General features: G+C 28.8%; 15 protein-coding genes. 6 read left to right on the forward strand and 9 right to left on the reverse strand.

What is annotated here, in order from left to right; translation table 11 throughout:
• Window positions 1-38: 38 nt before the first annotated feature.
• Window positions 39-2975 carry a sigma 54-interacting transcriptional regulator gene (locus B5D11_RS01695; RefSeq protein ID WP_078681312.1) on the reverse strand — a complete coding sequence of 979 codons (2937 nt, stop codon included), beginning with the start codon at window positions 2973-2975 and terminating at the stop codon, window positions 39-41.
• A gap of 611 nt (window positions 2976-3586) precedes the next feature.
• Between B5D11_RS01695 and araB the strand changes: the two genes are divergently transcribed.
• From araB to araA, 3 genes are all read left to right on the forward strand, one after another.
• Window positions 3587-5257 (forward strand): ribulokinase, encoded by a 1671-nt coding sequence (araB, locus tag B5D11_RS01700; protein ID WP_078681313.1) that lies wholly within the window; start codon window positions 3587-3589, stop codon window positions 5255-5257.
• A 24-nt stretch (window positions 5258-5281) separates the two neighbouring features.
• The gene (gene araD / locus B5D11_RS01705; RefSeq protein WP_078681314.1) at window positions 5282-5983 is read left to right on the forward strand and encodes an L-ribulose-5-phosphate 4-epimerase; all 702 of its coding nucleotides are present in this window, start codon (window positions 5282-5284) and stop codon (window positions 5981-5983) included.
• A 69-nt stretch (window positions 5984-6052) separates the two neighbouring features.
• Complete coding sequence (gene araA / locus B5D11_RS01710) at window positions 6053-7543, forward strand: L-arabinose isomerase (protein WP_078681315.1); 1491 nt, start codon at window positions 6053-6055, stop codon at window positions 7541-7543.
• 184 nt (window positions 7544-7727) lie between these two features.
• Here the strand turns inward: araA and B5D11_RS01715 are convergent, their stop codons facing one another.
• Window positions 7728-8975 carry a trehalase family glycosidase gene (locus tag B5D11_RS01715; protein WP_078681316.1) on the reverse strand — a complete coding sequence of 416 codons (1248 nt, stop codon included), beginning with the start codon at window positions 8973-8975 and terminating at the stop codon, window positions 7728-7730.
• A 395-nt stretch (window positions 8976-9370) separates the two neighbouring features.
• Here B5D11_RS01715 and uxuA point away from each other — a divergent pair, with 395 nt between their 5' ends.
• Both uxuA and B5D11_RS01725 read left to right on the forward strand, forming a co-directional pair.
• Window positions 9371-10444: a mannonate dehydratase gene (uxuA, locus tag B5D11_RS01720; protein ID WP_078681317.1), complete on the forward strand. Its 1074-nt coding sequence runs from the start codon at window positions 9371-9373 to the stop codon at window positions 10442-10444.
• A 30-nt stretch (window positions 10445-10474) separates the two neighbouring features.
• Complete coding sequence (locus tag B5D11_RS01725) at window positions 10475-12097, forward strand: mannitol dehydrogenase family protein (RefSeq protein ID WP_078681318.1); 1623 nt, start codon at window positions 10475-10477, stop codon at window positions 12095-12097.
• Window positions 12098-12261: 164 nt separating this feature from the next.
• On the opposite strand, the gene B5D11_RS01730 is transcribed toward B5D11_RS01725, so the two are convergent.
• The 6 genes from B5D11_RS01730 to B5D11_RS01755 form a co-directional block, all read right to left on the reverse strand.
• Window positions 12262-13272, reverse strand: coding sequence for a LacI family DNA-binding transcriptional regulator (locus B5D11_RS01730; protein WP_078681319.1), 1011 nt, complete (start codon window positions 13270-13272; stop codon window positions 12262-12264).
• 135 nt (window positions 13273-13407) lie between these two features.
• Window positions 13408-14682 carry a glycoside hydrolase family 5 protein gene (locus B5D11_RS01735; protein WP_180376931.1) on the reverse strand — a complete coding sequence of 425 codons (1275 nt, stop codon included), beginning with the start codon at window positions 14680-14682 and terminating at the stop codon, window positions 13408-13410.
• Between the two features lie 32 nt (window positions 14683-14714).
• Entirely contained in the window at window positions 14715-16049 is a 1335-nt protein-coding gene (locus tag B5D11_RS01740; protein WP_078681321.1) for a glycoside hydrolase family 30 protein, read from the reverse strand.
• 27 nt (window positions 16050-16076) lie between these two features.
• Window positions 16077-16487 carry a hypothetical protein gene (locus B5D11_RS01745; RefSeq protein WP_078681322.1) on the reverse strand — a complete coding sequence of 137 codons (411 nt, stop codon included), beginning with the start codon at window positions 16485-16487 and terminating at the stop codon, window positions 16077-16079.
• A gap of 856 nt (window positions 16488-17343) precedes the next feature.
• Window positions 17344-18414 (reverse strand): Gfo/Idh/MocA family protein, encoded by a 1071-nt coding sequence (locus tag B5D11_RS01750; protein WP_078681323.1) that lies wholly within the window; start codon window positions 18412-18414, stop codon window positions 17344-17346.
• A 2-nt stretch (window positions 18415-18416) separates the two neighbouring features.
• The gene (locus B5D11_RS01755; protein ID WP_078681324.1) at window positions 18417-19571 is read right to left on the reverse strand and encodes a Gfo/Idh/MocA family protein; all 1155 of its coding nucleotides are present in this window, start codon (window positions 19569-19571) and stop codon (window positions 18417-18419) included.
• Between the two features lie 370 nt (window positions 19572-19941).
• Here B5D11_RS01755 and B5D11_RS01760 point away from each other — a divergent pair, with 370 nt between their 5' ends.
• On the forward strand, window positions 19942-20895 hold the full coding sequence (locus B5D11_RS01760; protein ID WP_207651090.1) for an ABC transporter permease: 954 nt from the start codon (window positions 19942-19944) through the stop codon (window positions 20893-20895).
• Window positions 20896-21140: 245 nt separating this feature from the next.
• Here the strand turns inward: B5D11_RS01760 and B5D11_RS01765 are convergent, their stop codons facing one another.
• The gene (locus B5D11_RS01765) at window positions 21141-22055 is read right to left on the reverse strand and encodes a carbohydrate ABC transporter permease (RefSeq protein ID WP_078681325.1); all 915 of its coding nucleotides are present in this window, start codon (window positions 22053-22055) and stop codon (window positions 21141-21143) included.

Raw genomic sequence — 22055 nt, forward strand, 5'->3', positions numbered from 1 at the left:
TAATTTCACTATTATATATAAGCAAGTTCTATGCCAGCTTATTTGGCTGATATTGTATTTTTAAATAAAATGTCGATTATCTTATCTTTACTATTAGCTTTTCTTATTTCTTGGAGCACTTCATTGTTTGATATTATCTTATATAACTGCTCAAAATATTCTTTTGAATCTTCTTTTAAAGCTATAAGAAAAATTAAATCTGCAGTATTATATCCATCCCAATTTATTGGTGTGGTTAGTTTTGTAAAAGCAATGGTTGGTTTTGTAACAAAACTGCTATCTCCATGAGGTATAGCTATTCCACCCTTTAAGTATGTAGCTCCTAGAGTCTCTCTTTTATATACACTTAGCAAAAAGCCTTCTTTTACTCTATTAGTTTCTATCAGCTTTTGTACCATTGTATCCAAAACTTCATCTTTATATTTATAATTTTCATTACAAAAAATAACATCAGATGACATTACTTCAGGAATCCTATTTTTAAACACTTTTTCATTATTAATTAATTTTTTTAATCCTCCTAAGTATTTGCCTGTTATTAATTGTTCCACAGATATAAATGGAATATCATTAATTTCTGGATTTATAGTCCCTACTATAGCTAAAATCTTTTTATTTTTTGAAATATTATTTATAGTTAAAGTAATATCTTCATTGTTAACATATCCTAAAGGTATAATTTCTACATCTTTAATAGTTTCTATTAAATGACTTTCTATATATTCTTTAACCTTTATAGCTGAACCTTCTCCAGTTATACATAAAGTGATTATAGCTTTGGATACATTTTTTGTTTCTATATTTACTCTTGTAAGTAAATTTCCTTTATTGTCTATTTCATTTACAATGCTGTCTAATGTATCTTCTGGCAAAAGAGCTCTCCTTACACATTCTAATACCATTAATGTATCTACTCTTCCTACTACTCTAGTTGGAATTCCTGTTCTTGCAGTTATTATATCTCCAAATGTAGTTAAGGATCCCATATCTACTAGTAGAATACATCCTTTACCTTGGTTTATTTTTTTAACAAGTTTTATTGTTTTTTCAAGTATTATATCTGGTGAATCACTAAGATCCATTTCAAGTCCAACTGCATGATTAACTCCTAATAATCTATTAGCCACATCAGCCATACCACAAGCTACTCTTCCATGAGATAAAACTATTACTCCCACTCTTCCTTCCTCCGACTTTGTTTCAGTTTGAAAATTTTTAAGATACATTGCTATAAATCCTATTTCATCTTCTGGAAGTCTTATATTAAGCTTATGAAGTATTAATACTGCTATTTTTTGTGCAACTTTAAATTCTTTATTATACTTTTCTTTAACCATATCTAAATTGGGATTTATTATCTCTCTTTTATTTAATAGTCTTTCATAGGTGGAACTAAGGTGAATAGCAAGAGGATATATTATTTTCTTTTGTAATCCATTTATATGTTTTTTGGCAAGTTCAAATATATCTTCTGTAATTTTAATCATATCTTCACCAATTATATTTATAATTTCTTGTGTTGATGTTGAAAGATTTATTGAAGATGCAAATCTCATAAGCTCACTTTCAAGCTGTTCTCCTACTACTTTGTTAATCTCTTTAGGACTGTATCCATCTTCTTTAAGTTCTTTATACCTATCTTCTATAAATTGATATATATTATTTTTCTCTACTGTATTATACTCTTCCCTATATAATATTTTTACTCCTTTGGATGAAACTACTATATCTTCTCTTGTATATTTGTCTAATTCTTCATTATTTATATTAAAATTAATTACCTGTTCTTTAACATAATCTGGTATATGCTGAAAATTTACTACAACATTTTTTTTATTGTTTAAAGTAGAGTATAAAAAGCCTCTAGCACAACTTACTTGTATATCACTTTTAATCTGTCCTATATTTCCAGGGCAATCATAAGTCATAAATGCTTTTATGACATCTCTTCTTACAAATATATCTCTGCCTAATCTCTTGCTTTCACTTAAAAAGAAGTTTTTAATTATACTAAATCTTTCATCATAAGGTCTATCTTTAACAGATGGCAATTCAATTATCATAGGTATTCTTCTTCTAAATGTAAGAAGAAGAGAACTTTCTGGATTTTCAGTAGTAGCAGCAATAATCATTAATTTGCTTTCTCTAGTTGTATCAGTTTCACCTAGTCTTCTAAATTTACCTTTATCTAATAAATAAAAAAGTATCTCCTGTCCTTCTGCAGGAAGCCTATGTATTTCGTCTAAAAATAATATTCCTCCATTACACATCTCTACAATTCCTTTTTTATTTTCAGAAGCTCCAGTGAAAGCCCCCTTAGTATGACCAAATAATTGAGATAATAAAAGATGTGGATTATCAGCATAATCTGCACAGTTAAATATCATAAATGGAGCATCATTTGAAAAGTTTTCTGTTGTTTTTGCAAACTCATACATTGCTTCTGCCATATGGCTTTTCCCTACGCCAGAAGGTCCTAAAATCAAGGTATGCAATCCTTTTGGAGGATATAAAATTGCCGCTTTAGCTTGACTTACCTGAAGTTTTAAACTTCCTTCATGCCCTATTATAGATTCAAATGCATCAGCTTTTTCTTTTTTATCAATTGGTTCTTTTTTTATTTCTTCATAATTATATATATCTAATTCTCCCCCCTTCTTAAAATTTTCTTGTTCTAAAAGTTTAAGAGCTTCTTTTTTTATGTTAGATGCCGCAAACCTTGCCACCTTGTATCCTTTATCATTTAATTCTTTTGTAAAGTTTCTATCAGATATATTTTTATTTTTTTTAAGTATTTGGATAGAATCTTTCATTATAACATCTCTTCTTCTTTGTCTCGAATCGGGTATATCGTTTTCATTTCTGTATTCTGTAACCACTTCTCTTAAAATACCAAGCTTTTTTGCAATTTCTTCATCTGTATAAGGATTTTTTTTATCTTCCATATTTATAATGTCTAAAATTTCATTTAGCACTCTATATCACCTGCATTATTTTAATATATTATACACACATCATATTATAACATATTTAAGACTTATTACTTTTAAAAAATATGTATAAACAAGTTGTTATGTAATTGTTTTATTTCAATATAATTGTTCATACATTATAGCATGATTTAAAAATTTTTATATAATATTTTAATAAAATTCAAAATATATATAAACAAAAATATTTTTATTTGCCTACTTGTTCGTACAACTATATAGTGCTATAATCATATATGAAAGATATAGTTACTAAATTTTATACTAATAATTACAGATTTATTTTAAGTTGTACCTACAATTAGAATAAATGCTTAACTTTATATTCATCTAACTTTAATAAATTAATGCTTATACCACAAAAATTTTTTATTAATAATTTACAGATATCAATTTCAACTGGTTGATTTATTACTTTTATTCCAAAAGTATTTCTATTAAAAATTGGCTATAATGATACAATGAAAATTTCTAAATCATATATTGGAAATTAATTTACAGTTTATTGTGGTTTAATCATATAATTATATTAAAAATATTTACTTACTAAAAAGTATTTAAAAATTAATTTTACAAATAAATAGGAGGAATCAAAAATGAGTAAAAAATATACCATTGGTGTTGACTATGGTACTCAATCTGGAAGAGCTGTTCTTGTTGATATAGCTACTGGCGAAGAAGTAGCTACTGCTGTAAAAGTATATCCACATGGAGTTATGGATGAATATCTGCCTGATGGAAAGACTAAGCTTCCTCCAGACTGGGCTTTACAACATCCACAAGATTATATTGATGTATTAAGTGAAACTATTCCAACTATTTTAAAAGAAGCTAATGTTGATGCCGAAGATGTTATTGGTATTGGAATTGACTTTACTGCATGCACAATGCTTCCTATTGATAAATATGGAACTCCTTTATGTTTTTATGAAGAACTTAAATCAAATCCTCATTCTTATGTAAAACTTTGGAAACATCATGCTGCTCAAGACGAGGCAAATAAACTCAATAAAATCGCCAAGGAAAGAGGAGAAGATTTCTTAAATCGTTATGGAGGAAAGATTTCTTCAGAATGGCTAATTCCAAAAATATGGCAAATACTTAATGAAGCTCCTGAAATTTATTATAAAGCAGATAAATTTATAGAAGCAACAGATTGGGTTATAATGCAGCTTACTGGTGTTGAAGCAAGAAACAGTTGTACTGCTGGATATAAAGCAATTTGGCACAAACAAAAAGGATATCCTTCAAAAGAATTTTTTAAAGCTCTTGATCCAAGACTTGAAAACGTTGTTTCCGAAAAATTAAGTACAAATATTTATCCTATAGGTTCAAAAGCTGGAGAAATAACAGAAAAATATTCAAAACTTACAGGTTTAAAAGTTGGAACTGCTGTTGCTGTAGCTAATGTTGATGCACATGTAGCTGTTCCTGCTGTTGGAATAACTGATGAAGCTAAAATGTTAATGATTATGGGTACTTCTACATGCCATATACTTCTTGGTACAGAAGAAAAAATAGTACCTGGTATATGTGGTGTTGTTGAAGATGGTGTTATTCCTGGATATTTAGGGTATGAAGCTGGACAATCTTGTGTAGGAGATCATTTCGAATGGTTCGTTGAGAATTGTGTACCAGCAAGTTATACAAAAGAAGCTGAAGAAAAAGGAGTTAACATACACACTCTTCTTACAGAAAAGGCTTCAAAACTTAAAGTTGGAGAAAGTGGTTTAATTGCTCTTGATTGGTGGAATGGTAATCGTTCAGTACTTGTTGATGTTGACCTTACAGGGATGATTTTAGGCTGTACATTACTTACAAAACCAGAAGAAATATATAGAGCTTTAATTGAAGCTACTGCCTATGGTACAAGAATGATTGTTGAAACTTTTAGAGAAAATGGAGTTCCCATAAAAGAACTTTATGCTGCTGGTGGAATAGCTGAAAAGAATAAACTTATGATGCAAATTTATTCTGATGTTACAAACATGGAAATTAGAATTTCTGGATCGCCTCAAGCTCCAGCTTTAGGATCAGCAATGTTTGCTGCATTAGCTGCTGGAAGCGAAAAAGGAGGTTATGACTCTATAGTTGAAGCAGCTAAACATATGTCTAAAATAAAAGAAGAATACTTTAAACCAATTCCTGAAAACGTTGAAATATATAATAAACTTTATGCTGAATATAAAACACTTCATGATTACTTTGGTAGAGGCTTTAATGACGTTATGAAAAGACTTAAAAAAATCAAATCAGAAGCAAAGTAGCTTAATATTTAGGAGGTTTTTATTATGCTGGAAAATTTAAAGGAAGCAGTGTTAAAGGCAAATTTAGAGCTTCCAAAAAAGGGGCTTGTAACTTATACCTGGGGTAATGTCAGTGGAATTGATAGACAAGCTGGCTTAATAGTTATTAAACCAAGTGGAGTACCTTACGAAGAACTTAAGTTAGAACATTTAGTTGTACTTGATCTTGATGGCAATAAAGTTGAAGGTAATCTAAATCCTTCATCTGATACTCCAACACATCTTACTATTTATAAAAACTTTAAAGATGTTGGAGGGATTGTTCATACTCATTCAAGATGGGCAACTATTTGGGCTCAGGCAGGTAGGAGTATACCTGCTTTAGGAACTACTCATGCTGATTATTTTTATGGTGAAATCCCATGTACTCGAAAAATGACTGCTAAAGAAATAAACAGCGACTATGAAAAAGAAACTGGAAATATAATAGTTGAAACATTTGAAAATAAAAATCCTATATATATTCCAGGTGTTCTTGTAAATAATCATGGACCTTTTACCTGGGGTAAAGACGCTCATGAAGCAGTTTATAATGCAGTAGTATTAGAAGAAATTGCTATGATGGCTTATAATACTGTTTCTCTAACGCCAGGCATAGAATCTATTAGTCAAACTTTGCTTGATAAACATTTTCTAAGAAAACATGGTTCTAATGCTTATTATGGACAAAATACTGCTAATTTTTAAATATATATTTGTTAAATATCTATTTAAATTAAACATATAAATTTTAAGATTAAAGGGAGGATTTATATTATGTTACAAATTAGACCTTATGAATTTTGGTTTGTTACTGGAAGTCAACATCTTTATGGACCTGAAACTTTAAAACAGGTTGACAAAGATTCAATAAAAATAGCAGAAGGCTTAGATTCTTCTTCTCTAATTCCATTTAAAGTTGTTTTTAAGCCTGTATTAACTAATCCTAATGATATAAGAAAGCTTTGTTTAGCTGCAAATTCCGATGATAATTGCGCAGGAATAATAACTTGGATGCATACTTTTTCTCCTGCAAAGATGTGGATTGCTGGTCTTTCTGAACTTAAAAAACCGCTTCTTCATCTTCATACACAATTTAATAGAAATATTCCCTGGGACAGTATAGATATGGATTTTATGAATTTAAACCAATCTGCTCATGGTGATAGAGAATATGGATTCATTGGAGCAAGACTTAGAATTCCTCGTAAAGTAGTAGTAGGATATTGGGAAGATAAAGATGTTCAATCACGCATAGGTTCTTGGATGAATACTTCTGTTGCCTTTACTGAAAGCCGTAGTTTAAAGGTAGCTCGTTTCGGTGATAATATGAGACAAGTTGCTGTAACTGAAGGAGATAAAGTAGAAGCTCAAATTAAACTTGGTTGGGAAATAAGCGGATTCGGTGTTGGCGATCTTGTAGAAAGAGTTAATAAAGTTACTGAAGAAGAAATAGATAAACTTATGGAAGAATATGCAAAAGTTTATGATTTTGCCCCAGAAGTTCTTTCTTCAGAGGAAAAAATGAATTCAGTTCGAGAACAAGCTCGTATAGAATTAGGATTGAAATCTTTCCTAGAAGAAGGAGGTTTCTCTGCATTTACCACAACTTTTGAAGATTTACATGGATTAAAACAACTCCCTGGACTAGCTGTTCAACACCTTATGGCTGAAGGCTATGGATTTGGACCTGAGGGAGACTGGAAAACTGCAGCTTTAGTTCGTATTATGAAAATTATGGCTTGTGGAAAAGGTACATCTATAATGGAAGATTATACTTATCATTTAGAATTAGGTAATGAACTAATTCTTGGAGCTCATATGCTTGAAGTATGTCCTACTCTTGCCGCTACAAAACCAAGAATAGAAGTTCATCCATTAGGAATAGGAGGAAAATCCGATCCAGCACGTGTAGTATTTAATGGTATGGAAGGTTCTGCAGTTTGTGCTTCATTAATAGATTTAGGAGGACGTATGCGCCTAATAGTTAATGATGTTACTGCAGTTAAACTAGAAAATGATATGCCAAAACTTCCTGTTGCAAGAGTACTTTGGAAACCTGAGCCATCTTTAAAAGAAGCAGCTGAAGCTTGGATTTATGCAGGTGGAGCTCATCACACAAGCTTTTCTTATGAAGTTACTGCTGAACAATTAGCAGATTTTGCAGAAATGGCTAAATTAGAATTTGTTCATATAAATAAAGATACTAAACCTTATGCCCTTAAAAATGAGTTGAAACTTAATGATATTATTTGGAAATTATTTTAATGAAAAATTAAAATAGAGTACCAACTTGGGTACTCTATTTTTTATTGATTTTATTAATCTGATTAAATAAGCGACCAAACGACTCTGATTTTCATATTAAAATTATTTATTTCAAAATTTATACTGTAAAGTCGAATATCTATTAGACATAATTTCATTACACTTTTGTCATATCTTATATATATTATTGAATTTTGCATCCTAAAATATCAACAACAATTTTTTCATATATACCATTTGTCCATCCAAATCCTTCTTGTAAATGATATCTTCCTGCTGTATTGATATTAAAATCAACTACATTATACTTTTCATATAGTTTACCATATTTTAAAAACATATCTGTACATAATTTTATCCATCTATTAGCAATTTCAATACTTTCTTTTTTAAACCCATAATTCTCTAATCCCCTAATAACAATCCATTGTAGCGGTGCCCATCCATTAGGATAGTCCCACTGATCTGATTTTGAAAGAGTAGTCACCATACCTCCACTATGAAGAAACATTGGTATACTCATTGCTACTCTCTTTGCTTGTAAAAATGATGCAACACCTGCCCATAATGGATAAAAAGTTGCTAAAGAATAAAAATGATATTGATTATAATTTGTAAAATTATAATCAAAATATAGTCCATATACTTCATTCCACAAATATTTATCCATTAATGTCTTACGTTTAAATGCCTTTTGTTTCCAATAATCTGATTCATCTTTTGCTCCTAATATTTGTGCAAATTTTGAAAAATCTATTTCATATTTATATAATAAAGAGTTTAAATCTACAGGTATAAAATATCCACATTGTTCATGAAATCTTGCTGTATAGTCCCATCCTGATTCTGCTTCTGTTCTTTCTTGCCAAAAATTAATAGGAATATAAATTTTATCAAAGTGCATATAGGCTTCTCCTGGCACCCTAAGCATCCCTTCTAAATTATCATAATATTTATTAAGTCCAATCTTCTCATTATAATGAGTTTTAGGATTCATCCATACTTGTTCATATTCTATTTTGGCTACTTCATAGGCATATTTTAACCATTCCTTATCCCCATCCCATACCTCTTCAATCATAGATGTTAAAAAAGGAGGCTGAGAACGGCTTAAATGTGCAATTTCAGAACTATTTGGAATAATCCCAAATGTTTTCATCTCATATAAAAAGTTTTCTACTATTCCTTTGCTAAGATCATTTAATTTAGAAATATTTAAGCCCAATATAGTAAAATAACTGTCCCAATAAAATAATTGTTGAAAAACTCCTCCAGGTACTACATAAGGTTTAGGTAAATAAAACAATCCATTTTTTGTATAAAAAGGACTTTCTTTTAAAAGTTTTTTCCAGAATTTATGAATATATTCCATAGTACATTCTATATCTTTATTTTTACATATGAATTGTATTTTGGGCAGATTTACCTCCAATTCTTCTTGCCCTCCTTCACTAAATTTATTCTATCTTACAATGCTCAGAAAATTTGTATAATATTGTAACATATAGTAATAATATTCTTTTAAATAATTATTATTACCTAAATGCCAAAATGATAGCAAATTTGTATACAATTTTGTACATTTTTATTTCCCTCTTTTATAATTTATACTATATAATTTTAGTATTTAAAAAATTACATTACAGCTTATAAAATATATCCATAATATCCACCAAAAATGTTAATTTCATAGTGAAATATTACAAATGCAATTATATTTTTCATGTTAATGTTTTTTACTCCTATGCTATTATATATATAAACCGTATAGCAAAATGCAAATTGCAAAGGTATACAGCAAATTAATAAAAATTGGAGTTGATTCTTATGAAAATGACGTTTAGATGGTATGGTGAAGGTAATGATTCTATAACTTTAGATCAAATTAAACAAATCCCTGGTGTTACTGGAATAGTGTGGTCTCTTCATGATATTCCTGCTGGTGAAGAATGGCCTATGGATAGAATACTTAAAGAAAAAGAGCTAATAGAAAGTCATGGATTTAATATTGATGTAGTAGAAAGTGTAAATGTTCATGAAGACATTAAACTAGGTCTTCCTTCTAGAGAAAAATATATTGAAAATTATAAAAAAACTATTGAAAAACTTGGGAAAGTGGGAGTTAAGGTAATATGTTACAATTTTATGCCTGTTTTTGATTGGACAAGAACTGACCTAAATAAAAAACTTCCAGATGGCTCAACTGCATTATTTTATGAAAAAGCCAAAATTGAAAAGATAGATCCTATAGAACTAGTAGAAAAAATATCACTTGGTGTAAAAGAATATACAATGCCAGGATGGGAACCTAAAAGGCTTTCACATTTAAAAGAACTTTTTAAGGCTTATGAAAATGTAACTGAAGAAGATTTGTGGAATAACCTTAAATATTTCCTTGAAGCAATTATTCCTGTTTGTGAAGCTAATAATGTTAAGATGGCAATACATCCAGATGATCCAGCATGGTCAATATTCGGACTTCCAAGATTAATAATTAATAGGCAAAATATTAAAAGATTTTTAAAACTGGTTGATAGCCCTTATAATGGTTTAACATTTTGCAGTGGTTCACTTGGATCTAATCCAAATAATGATTTAATTTCAATTATTAAAGAATTTGCTCCAAGAATTCATTTTGCACATATAAGAAATATAAAGCACTTTGAAAATGGTGATTTTATAGAAACTTCTCATAAAACTTCTGATGGTTCACTTGATGTAGTTGGTATGGTTAAAGCCTTTTACGAAGCTGGATTTACAGGCTATGTAAGGCCAGATCATGGAAGACATCTTTGGAATGAAAAATGCAGACCAGGATATGGCCTTTATGATAGAGCTCTTGGAATTATGTATTTATGGGGAGCTTGGGATGCATTTGAAAAAGATAAAAAATCTATTTAGTCGATTAATGTATAGGAGAGTAAAACATAAATGGATAACTTAATATTAAACAAAAAAAATATAAAAAATATAGATAAATGGGAAAAAGCTGGGATAGAACTTCCTAAATTTAATTACGAAGAAATGGTAATTGAAACTTTAAAAAACCCAACTTGGGTGCATTTTGGTTCTGGAAATATATTTAGAGGTTTTATAGCAATGCTTCAACAAAATCTTTTAAACTCTAACAAAGTAAATACTGGCATTATAGCTGTTGAAGGATATGACTATGAAATTATAGATAAAATTTATACTCCTTATGATAATTTAAGTCTTCTTGTAATTATGAATCCTGATGGAAGTTTTAAAAAAACAGTTGTAGGAAGTATAGCTGAAAGTTTAGTTGCAGATACATTAAGAGAAAAAGATTGGCAAAGACTAAATGAAATTTTTAAAAATCCATCGCTTCAAATAGTAAGTTTTACAATAACTGAAAAAGGCTATGCTTTAAAAGATATTAAAGGTGAATTTTTCACTTTCGTTAAAGAAGATATTAAAGCTGGTCCAGAAAATCCAAAAGGTATTATAGCCAAAGTTACATCTTTAGCTTATACAAGATATAAAAATGGTGAACTTCCCATTGCTTTTGTGAGTATGGATAATTGTTCTAAAAACGGAGAAAAGCTTCAAAATTCGGTAACAACTATTGCAAAAAAGTGGTTTGAAAGTGGTTTTGTAGAAGAGGATTTTATTAAATACCTAAATAATCCAAAAAAAGTGTCATTCCCATGGAGTATGATAGATAAAATCACACCACGTCCTGACAACAGTGTAAAAGAAAATTTAAATTCAATTGGTTTTAAAAGTACAGATATTATTGTCACAAAAGCTAATACTTATATTGCTCCTTTTGTTAACGCTGAAGGGCCTCAATACCTTGTAATAGAAGACAATTTTCCAAATGGTCGTATGCCTTTAGAAGAAACAGGAGTATTATTAACTGACAGAGAAACAGTGCAAAAGGTAGAAACCATGAAAGTTACTACTTGTTTAAATCCGCTTCACACAGCTCTTGCTATTTTTGGATGTTTGCTTGGATATAAAACAATTGCAGATGAAATGAAAGACGTCTTTTTAAAAAGACTTGTTGAAAAAATAGGTTACACAGAAGGAATGCCTGTTGTTGTAAATCCTGGAATATTAAATCCAGAAGATTTTATTAAAGAGGTAATTGAAGTAAGACTACCAAACCCATATATTCCTGATACTCCCCAAAGAATTGCTTCAGATACTTCTCAAAAGATAAGTATAAGATTTGGAGAAACAATAAAATCTTACTTAGAAAGAGAAGATCTAGATCCTAAAAATCTTAAATATATTCCTTTAACTATTGCTGGATGGTGCAGATATTTAATGGCTTTAGATGATTTAGGAAAAGAAATGCAATTAAGTCCAGATCCTTTATTAGATATTTTAACATCTTATTTGTCTAAAGTAAAATTAGGTGATAAAGAATCCGCTAAAGGTTGTTTAATTCCAATACTTTCAAATGAAAAAATATTTGGATTAAATCTTTATGATGCTAAACTAGGTGAAAAAATCGAAAATTATTTTACTGAAATGATTTTAGGAGTTGGTGCTGTAAGGTCAACTTTAGAAAAATATTTAAGTTAGTTAATAAAATCTTAACTACTAAATAATTATTTTATTAAACTAAATTCCCTATAATTTTATATATGGTTATTCATTAAAATTCTCCCCTAGACTAGATAAATCATTTTTATCCTATGACAAGGGGAGAATACAATTTTATATTTTAATTGTAATATAAAACATAACTATTTTATGTGGCTACAAATCCCTGATGAATTTCTTGGTATAAGTTTTCCATCCAGTAACTCTGATATACCTTTATGTCCTTCATTTATCATTTTCATCATTAAATTTACAGCAAATATGCCTTGTCTATGAATGGGGTTTCTTATAGTTGTTAAAGTTGGTGTAAAATATTGTGCTATCTCAATATCATCAAATCCAACAACACTTACATCATCAGGCACCCTATATCCAAGGTCATGTAATGCCTTTATGCAACCAATAGCACTAAGATCATTTCCAGCAATAAATGCATCAGGAACATCTATCTTTTGTACATTTAGTAAGTAAGTCACAGTATTATAAGTAAAAACCTCTTCAAACATTCCTTTTGCCACATAATCTTGGCTAAACTTTATACCATGTTCTTTCATTGCATCTATATATCCTCGTTTTCTTTCATTACTGTCATATACATCAGATGCACTCTCTAGAAAAAATATTCGTTTATGTCCTAAGTTAATTAAATATTTTGTAATTTCATATCCTGCTTTATAAGAGTTAAAAATTACACTACTAATAAAATTGCTACTATAATTACGATCAAATAAGATTGTTTTAATATGATTTTGTTCAATAATATCTAGTTCTTTCTGGCCTATACGTTCACCTTCATAAATAAAAATCCCATCAAAAGATTTCCCAAGAATATTATTCATTATTACATTCTTATCCCTAGTATTAATAAAATTAATTACATATCCAAGCTTTTCACATTCACTGCTCATAGCATCTAACAGCATGTAAAAATATTGTCCTCTGATACTTGAAGATATAAAACCTAAAGTATTAGTCTTATCAGATTTTAAATATTTTCCATTCATATTTGGTATATAGTTCATTTGCTCTGCTATTTTAATAATACGAGCTTTTGTATCTTCATTTACTAAATTAGAATTATTCAAAGCATTTGAAACAGTAGAAATAGCTACTCCTGCTTCTCTAGCTACATCTTTTATTGTTACTTTTCTCATATTATTCACCCGTTATAATTTACTATATTTAATATAATAGCAGATAAATGCTTCAACATCATCTATTTATTTATCAAAACATTTTTATCAACATATATATCTATACATTTAAATTCCTACATGCTGTAATTTTTATTAATTAATTTGTAAACTATATTCTTTTAATTTTTCAGCTAAAAATTCATCCTTTTTGAAGCCCTTTTCTTTTGTTGAAACATTGCTCCATTTCTGCAATATTACATCATAACTGTCAGTTTCCGGATTAACTAATGGTGTTACAAGGCTTTTGTAAAGAAACCAACCTGTGAGAGTACTTTTTACCCCCTTATATGTCCATGTAGTCCAACTTATATTATTCTTATTATAAGAATCTAATGCATAATCCCATATACCTTCACTTTGAAATTCACCAACGTATATAGGTACATCCCAATCCAACCTTTTCTCTACATCTTTTATCTTTTGATCAATTTCTTCCTTTTTCCAATTATAATTATGTGTTTGATATAATACATTTGACCAGTTATAAGATTGAGGTTTAGGTAAATTATAAATTTCCCAAATTCCCTCCATAGTAATTATATGATTCGGATCCACTTCACGTATAGCTTTATATAAAACATCATAAAATTTCCATAAAATAGAATCATTTTTATTACCGCCTTCAAATCCATTCATTGGCTCATTCAACAAATCATAAGCTGCTACTACTGGATTATCTTTATATCTTTTTGCAATTCTCTGCCAAAGTTCTACAGTAAGCTCCCTATAATACTTACCTTCATCTGTATCATCAAATAATTTACTGCTTTTAGATTTTCCACTACTGTGATCATTATTTTGAAAACCTGGAGCTCCATGCATATCAAGAATAACATAAATTCCTCGTTTGCCGCATTCATCAATAATCCAGTCTAATCTTTGAAAACCTGGATTTTTATTTATATCATTTTCAAAATAATATGTTCCTTTATCATCTTTTTGAAAATTTCCATACCAAAATGGAACTCTTACACAGTTTAATCCTAATAATTTAATATTATCTAAATCCTCTTTTTTAATCCAATTAGTTTCATATGTTTCCATTAGCTTTAAAATTTGTTCTTCTGAAAAACCACGTTTTTGAAATATCTCTCGTGTATCCCAAGCTCCCCATCCCTTATCTTCCTTATTTATAGGACACATCCACGATTCTTGTACAAGCCATCCTCCAAGATTTATACCTTTCAAAAGAATCCTATCTCCAGAAGGCTTGATAAGATTATTACCATCAGTTCTAAGACATTGATTATTGTTATCTATATTAGTAACCATTATACTCCTTTTCTTACTAAAAATTATTACAGTTGCAGCAGCGGCTATAGCCACTGCTAACAAAACTACTAACTTAACTTTTTTATGTGATTTCATATTCATCACTTCCATTCAATATAAAGGTTCACTTATTCGCTAACATTTTCATACCAACAAGCAGTCATAATTGAATGTGCTTCTAATTGAATATTGCATAATTTCCCTTTACAATATATATCATAAGTTTGCAATTTATCTGTTTTATTCATAACAATTAAAACAATCTCATTATCCGGATTAATAAATCCTACATACTCTAATTCACTTGTAAAACCTGAAACTAAAACCCTCCTTGCTCCTGGCTTTATATATCTACTAAAATGACCTATATAATAATATGATAGTTTCACATCTATGCTATCATTTTTTGTATCGCACATAATCGGTGCATCACAGTAGTTTTTTACATGATTTGGCCCACCATACTCATCTAAAATCATGTTCCAATCTATAAATCCATTAATGCCTGCTTTAAAATCTCCTATTATTTCATGTGCATACATTTCAGCATTATCTATTTGTATGGTATCACTGAATTTTGAATATTCTACGCATCCTTCAGTAAATATTAGCTCTTTGTCAGGATATTTTTCTCTTACAGCTTCAAGTGCTTCAAAATGATCTCCTGAATACCAATGAAACGCTATACCTGAAATAGAATTAAATGCTTCATCGTCAGAAAATATTTCATTTGTTCTTTCTATTATCATATCCTTATTGTGATCCCATACATTAAGTTTTATTGATTTAAGATTAGATTCATCAAGCCTTTTCCTTAAATATTCACATGCAAATTTTTTCTCTTCCATTCCTGTAAACAAACAAGAATCCCATGTCTGCTTTGCCATTGGTTCATTTTGAATTGTTAAACGTGATATAGATATACCTTCTTCTTTGTATGCCAAAATATATTTAACAATTAGTTTAGCCCATGAATCATAAAATTCTTCCTTTAATTTACCACCATTATTCATTTCTCCATTAGTTTTCATAAAGCCTGGAGGACTCCAAGGAGATGCCAAAAGGTTTATATCCTTGTTTACATTCAATGCTGCTTTAATAAAAGGAATTAAATATTTACGATCCCTTTCAATAGAAAATGTATTAATTTTTACATCGCCATCTTCAACATAAGCATAATTGCCTAATGAAAAGTCACAACTTTGAATATGTGTTCTGCAGAAATTATATTTATTCCCTTTAGGCCCAAAATATAAGTTTATTAATTTATCTTTTTTATCTTGACTCATCCTGCTCCATGTATAAGCAGCCGCTTCAGTAAAAGCACCACCTATTCCAAATATTTCTTGTCTTTTTTCTTCAGGATATACCTTTATTAAATTCATTTCAGCTCTTTGAACTTTATTAAATTTTGCTTCTCTTTCTTGAAAAATCACATTCTCATTTGTCACATAATATTTCATGTTTTTTATTCCTTTCTAAATTTATAATTATTTTAGCCCTAATTTTTCACGATTTTTCTTCATATTATCATTTCTAATTTTTACAATTGAATCCCATCCGTTATCTTTACGGAAATTTTTATAATTCTCTAAAAATTTATTAAATGTTTCATCATCTTTTGCACGAATCATACCTACAAGAGTAGTATTCCAATTTGTATTAATCGCACTTAAACTTCTAGCTTCTGCTGTACACTGATTTGGATTAATATTTTCTATTACAAACTGAGTTTTTAGTTTCCCCTTTCCCCATTCTTCTAATTGAGCCGTTGAAGGCATAGTATCAGCACTATATGTCAAATATCTATCATGTCCAAATAAGCAAAATTCACCTAAACGATATACTTTTTTAAACCTATCATTATCTTTTTCTTTCATTTCTTTAACTTTAGGAAGCAATAAATACTTTCCATCACTGTTAACCTCATATGTTTCACCTTTTACACCATAAGTTGTTAATATTCCTGCATCATCAGATAATAAATAAGTATAAAGTTCTATAGCTTTAATAGGATCAACGCATTTAATGAATCCATTTTTTGATCCTTTTGCCTATTGTAACTTTATTTTTCAACATAATAGTTTGAGTGCCGTTTTTTACTTCACCCATCGTAAAATATCCCCCCAATTTATAAATAGTGTTCTCTAAAAAATTCATAGAGCCTTATTAGGTATATTATATTTATGCCTACCCTATAAAACTTCAAAATTTTATTCTTGAAATTATTTTTTAAATTTTAGTTCAGCCTAAAGTTTAAGCACTATAGTATAAAAACTCAAACTTTAATTTTGTTAGTATTTTCAAAAGTTATTATATTATTTATCAGATTTTTAAACTATTCTTAGTTATATACTAATAATTCTTCAAACTTATAAAAACGTTTTTATAAGTTTGATAATGTATTACTAATTTTATAATAAATTACTAGTATATAACATTAAAATATTTATAAATAATGCACATTATTTAATAAAATATAGAAGTGTTTAATGTTTTTAATAAAAGCATTAATTTAAATCATAAATATTAAATAATTTATCTTATATTTTTATAATTTTATATTAATCTTATATATAATTAATAAAAACGTTTTTATTAATTATATACTACTACAAACCTTTTCAAAAGTCAATATTACATTTTATTGGAAAATAAATAAATTTACATTGTAAGGTCAACTTTAGAAAAATATTTAAGTTAGCAATAGAATAAGAGGTCAATATAACTTTGGCCTCTTATTCTATTACTATTCCACTATTCTATTTTTATAGCTTTGCTTTGTGCAATTAAACATAGTTCAACAGCTTTAAATATATGTTCTTGAGTCATTGCATTTTCTGTTCTGTTTATACAATCAAGTATCAATTGTCCAAAAAATGGAAAACCTACCTTTCCACTTACTTCAAAGTGCTGTTCTCCATCCTTATTTACAAGATATACATGATCTGTTGTTGACTCTCTTGCTATGTCTATATATTTTCTAAGTTCAATATATCCTTCTGTTCCTAATATAAATAAACGACCATCACCCCAAGTAGCTAATCCATCTGGAGTAAACCAGTCTAATCTAAAGTATCCTGTAGCTCCATTATCTCCAACTAAAGAAACATCTCCAAAATCTTCAAAATTAATATGTTCTTTATGATTATAATTAGCTACTCTTGGATTTTGAATTACTGCACTTTTTGCTCCAGTAAAATGTAAAAATTGTTCCAATTGATGACTTCCTATATCACAAAGTATCCCCCCAAACTTATCCTTTTCATAAAACCAGTCTGGTCTTCCTCCCCCTACACGGTGAGGTCCCATTCCAACAATTTGAATAACTCTTCCTATTGCTCTCTGCTCTATAAGATCAGATGCAAATACTGAACTTTCATTATGAAGTCTTTCTCCAAAATACACTGCAAATTTTCTTTTAGTTTCTTTCACTTTTTCTTTTGCCATCTCAAGCTGTTCTAAAGTTGTCATTGGTGGTTTATCAGCAAAATAATCTTTCCCTGCATCCATCACACGAAGACCTATAGCGCAACGATCTGAAGGAATTGCAGCACTCGCTACTAAATGTACACTATTATCCATAAGTATTTCTTCTTCACACTTAGCAGATTTTACCTGAGGATAAACCTCACAAAATTTTTCTACCTTATTTATATCCGGATCATACACCCATTTTAATTGTGCTCCAGCCTCAATAAGTCCGTTACACATTCCATAAATATGACCATGATCTAACCCTATAACTCCAAATATAAATTCTCCTTCTTTACAAACTTTATTTGGCTTTCCTTTCGGAGCATAATTCATTCCACTTTCTTTTGACATAATTACACCTCTCTGCCAACTGTTATATTTTCATTATCAAAATTTTCAATACTAGCCGATTTTTTATAAAAATGTGGTACATTAGCCTGTATTCCTGATACCGTATAAAACGGATCATATTTTGATAATGGTATTTTTACAGGTTGTCTTGTTGCTGCTGATTTGTAAATAGCAGTTATAAGTTCTAAATCGTTCTTTCCATCTTCTCCTAATATCAAAACATTTTCTCCAGTTTCAAAATAATTAAGTACATCATCTATTTGAGCTGTATGCCCATTATATTTTTCCTCTGGAAGGCTTTTATAATATTTTTCTATTTCCTGCTCAAGACTCTCATTTTTTTCTGGAAATCCATTAGATTTAGAAGTTGAAGCATAAACCTTCCAAGGTGCTGATATTCTTGCATTTTTACCTTGGAATATTATTTGCTGTTCTTCTCCATGATGAACAACGGAACTAGTAATCTGAGCAAGTGCTCCATTTTTATATTTTAAAACAGCAATAGAAATATCTTCTACTTCAGCATTATCATGTGAAGTGTTACTCATAACAGCCTGTACTTCTTCAGGCATTCCCATCATCCATGCTGTCATATCTATATGATGAACAGCATGATTTAAAGTACATCCACCACCTTCTTTTTCCCATGTACCTCTCCACCACAAATCATAGTAACTATGCCCTCTCCACCATAATGAATCTATCTGAGCATGTACTATATCTCCTGCAAGGCCTGAATCCAATGTTTTTTTCAATTTCATAAATGCTGTTCTATAACGATTTTGTGCTACTATAGATAAAAGCTTATTATTTCTCTTTGCAGCCTCAAGCATTGCATCACATTCTTCAAGAGAAGCAGCCATTGGTTTTTCACATAATACATTTTTCCCTGCATTTAAGCTGTTTATTGCTATTTCGGCATGTACATAAGGAGGAGTACATATATCAATTAAATCAATATCATTTCTATCCAAAATTTTTTTATGATCATCATATATATCTACATATGCAAGATTAAATCTTTTCTTTTTTTCTTCTGCTTTCTCAGGATATATATCTACTAAAGCAACAATCTTGCATCTATCTGGAAATTGTAAATATCCTTTTATGTGTTCCTGGGAAATACTTCCAGTACCTACTATAGCGACATTTATCATTATTAATAATCCCTCCAAATTTTTTTATTATTTATTAATATATTTCATTTATATATAAAATTAATAAAGCTCAATATTAAATTACCTCTCTTTCATAATTATTTATTTACATAATAATTATAGATTTATTTAACTTTTCATTCTTCATACAATTTTGCTTTATGCCATTACTTTTACTTAATTTACCAAAAAAATATTCTAAATAGTTAAATTTAATTGGGAATGCAATTGTAATTGTTGAACTGTTTTGTAAACGTTGTTAAAGTATTATTGTAAAATTAATACAAATCATTTTTACCTCATAATTAAAAATTATTAAAAAATAAATAAGTATTACTTATTTAAATTAATATTAAAAGGAGGATTTTACATGAATTTAAACCCCAAAATAAATAATTCAAATATCCCTATTAAAAAAAAGAAATTAGGATTTATGTACTATTTAAAAAGGGATTTTTTCCTTTATCTTTTATTACTTCTTCCAATAACATATTTTCTTATTTTTAAGTATGCTCCAATGTATGGAATCTTAATAGCCTTTAAAGATTATAATATTTTTGACGGAATAGCTAAAAGCAAATGGATTGGTTTATCGGCATTTAAAGAACTGTTTGGAATGAAAGATTTTTATAGAGTATTAAGAAACACTTTAATGCTTAATGGATTAGATTTAATAGCTGGATTCCCAGCACCTATTATCTTAGCAATAATTATAAATGAAATAAATATTGTATGGTATAAAAAGCTATCTCAAACTCTTTTATACTTACCTCACTTTTTATCTTGGGTAATAGTAGGTGGTATAGCTTATCAAATATTTTCAACAACAGGATTAGTAAACGGAGTCCTTCATAAGCTTGGAATAACATCTATACCCTTTCTTTCTGAAAAGTGGCATTGGCTTGCTACCTACATAGGAATAGGTATTTGGCAAAGCGTTGGTTGGGGAACAATTATTTATCTTGCAGCTATAACTGGAATAAATAAAGAACTATATGAAGCTGCAGAAGTAGATGGTGCTGGCAGATTGCAAAGAATTTGGCATATAACTTTACCTGGTATTAAACCTACAATTGTTATCCTTCTTATATTACAACTTGGAAGACTTGTATCTATAGGTTTTGATAGACCATATGTTTTAGGTAACTATCTTGTTCAAGACTTTTCTGATGTAATTAGTACTTTTGTTTATAGAGTCGGTCTTGGATCTGGAAACTTTACTCAAGCTACAGCTGTAGGTCTATTTCAATCTGTTGTTAGTTTAATTTTATTGCTTGCTGCTAACTTTGTAGCTGAAAAAACTGGAGAACAAGGAATATGGTAAAGGAAGTGAAATTAAATGAATATTAGAACAAATTTTTAAATAAAATATATTATATTTTATCTAAATTATATTATAAAAATATAAAACTTAACATGAACTATATGCTTATTATTTGTAATATTTTACTATTATTTTATTTGTTTTTAGTACATAGAGAAAAATATAAACTATATATAGTAATAATTTATAAAAATTCACGTTTCCTAATTTTTTAATTAGAAAACGTGAATTTTTAACATAATCAATTATTCTTTTACTCCTCCAAGTGTTAATCCTGTTACAAAATATTTTTGAAGGAATGGATAAACAATTAATATAGGAACTGTTGCAATTATTGTCATTGTTGCTCTTATAGAATTAGGTGTAATTGTCTGAGTATTATGATCCGAAAAATTTTGTGTGGTACTAGCATTGCTCGTTATACTTCCCATTGCCGAAACTAATTTTTTCATTAATTCATATTGCAATGTACTTAAGTTTTGTTTAGATGAAGCAAATATAAAAGTATCAAACCATGAATTCCATTGACCAACAGCAATAAATAAGGCTATTGTTGCCATTACAGGTGTTATTAAAGGCACTATAATTTTTATAAGTATTTGAAAATCATTAGCACCATCAATTTGAGCTGACTCTACTAAACTACTAGGTAATCCTTCTATATATGTTCTAATTACAATTATATTCCACGCACTGATTAATGAAGGAAGAATATACACTGCAAAGTTATTTATAAGATGTAAAGATCTGTATAAAAAATATGTTGGAATTAAACCTCCACTAAAATACATAGTTAATACCAAAAATGTAGTTACAAATTTTCTAAATACAAAATCTTTTCTACTTAAAATATATGCTACCATAACACAGGCTGTCAAAGATGTAATAGTACCTACCACTGTTCTTAAAATTGAAACTAATGTAGCATGATATATAGTCTTATCTGATAATATGTTTTGATAATTATACCATGTAAATTTTCTTGGCCATAAATAAATCCCACCTCTTATAGAATCCATTGCATCATTTAAAGATAACGCAAGCATATTAACAAATGGATACAATGTTATTATTAATAAAAATATTAAACTTAAATATATTATTGTATCTAATATTAAATCTTCAGCAGTTTTTCTTTTAAAAAAAGATAATTTTTTCAT

The sequence above is a fragment of the Clostridium sp. USBA 49 genome (assembly GCF_900167505.1).
In the GTDB taxonomy this organism is placed as follows: domain Bacteria; phylum Bacillota; class Clostridia; order Clostridiales; family Clostridiaceae; genus Clostridium_AT; species Clostridium_AT prolinivorans.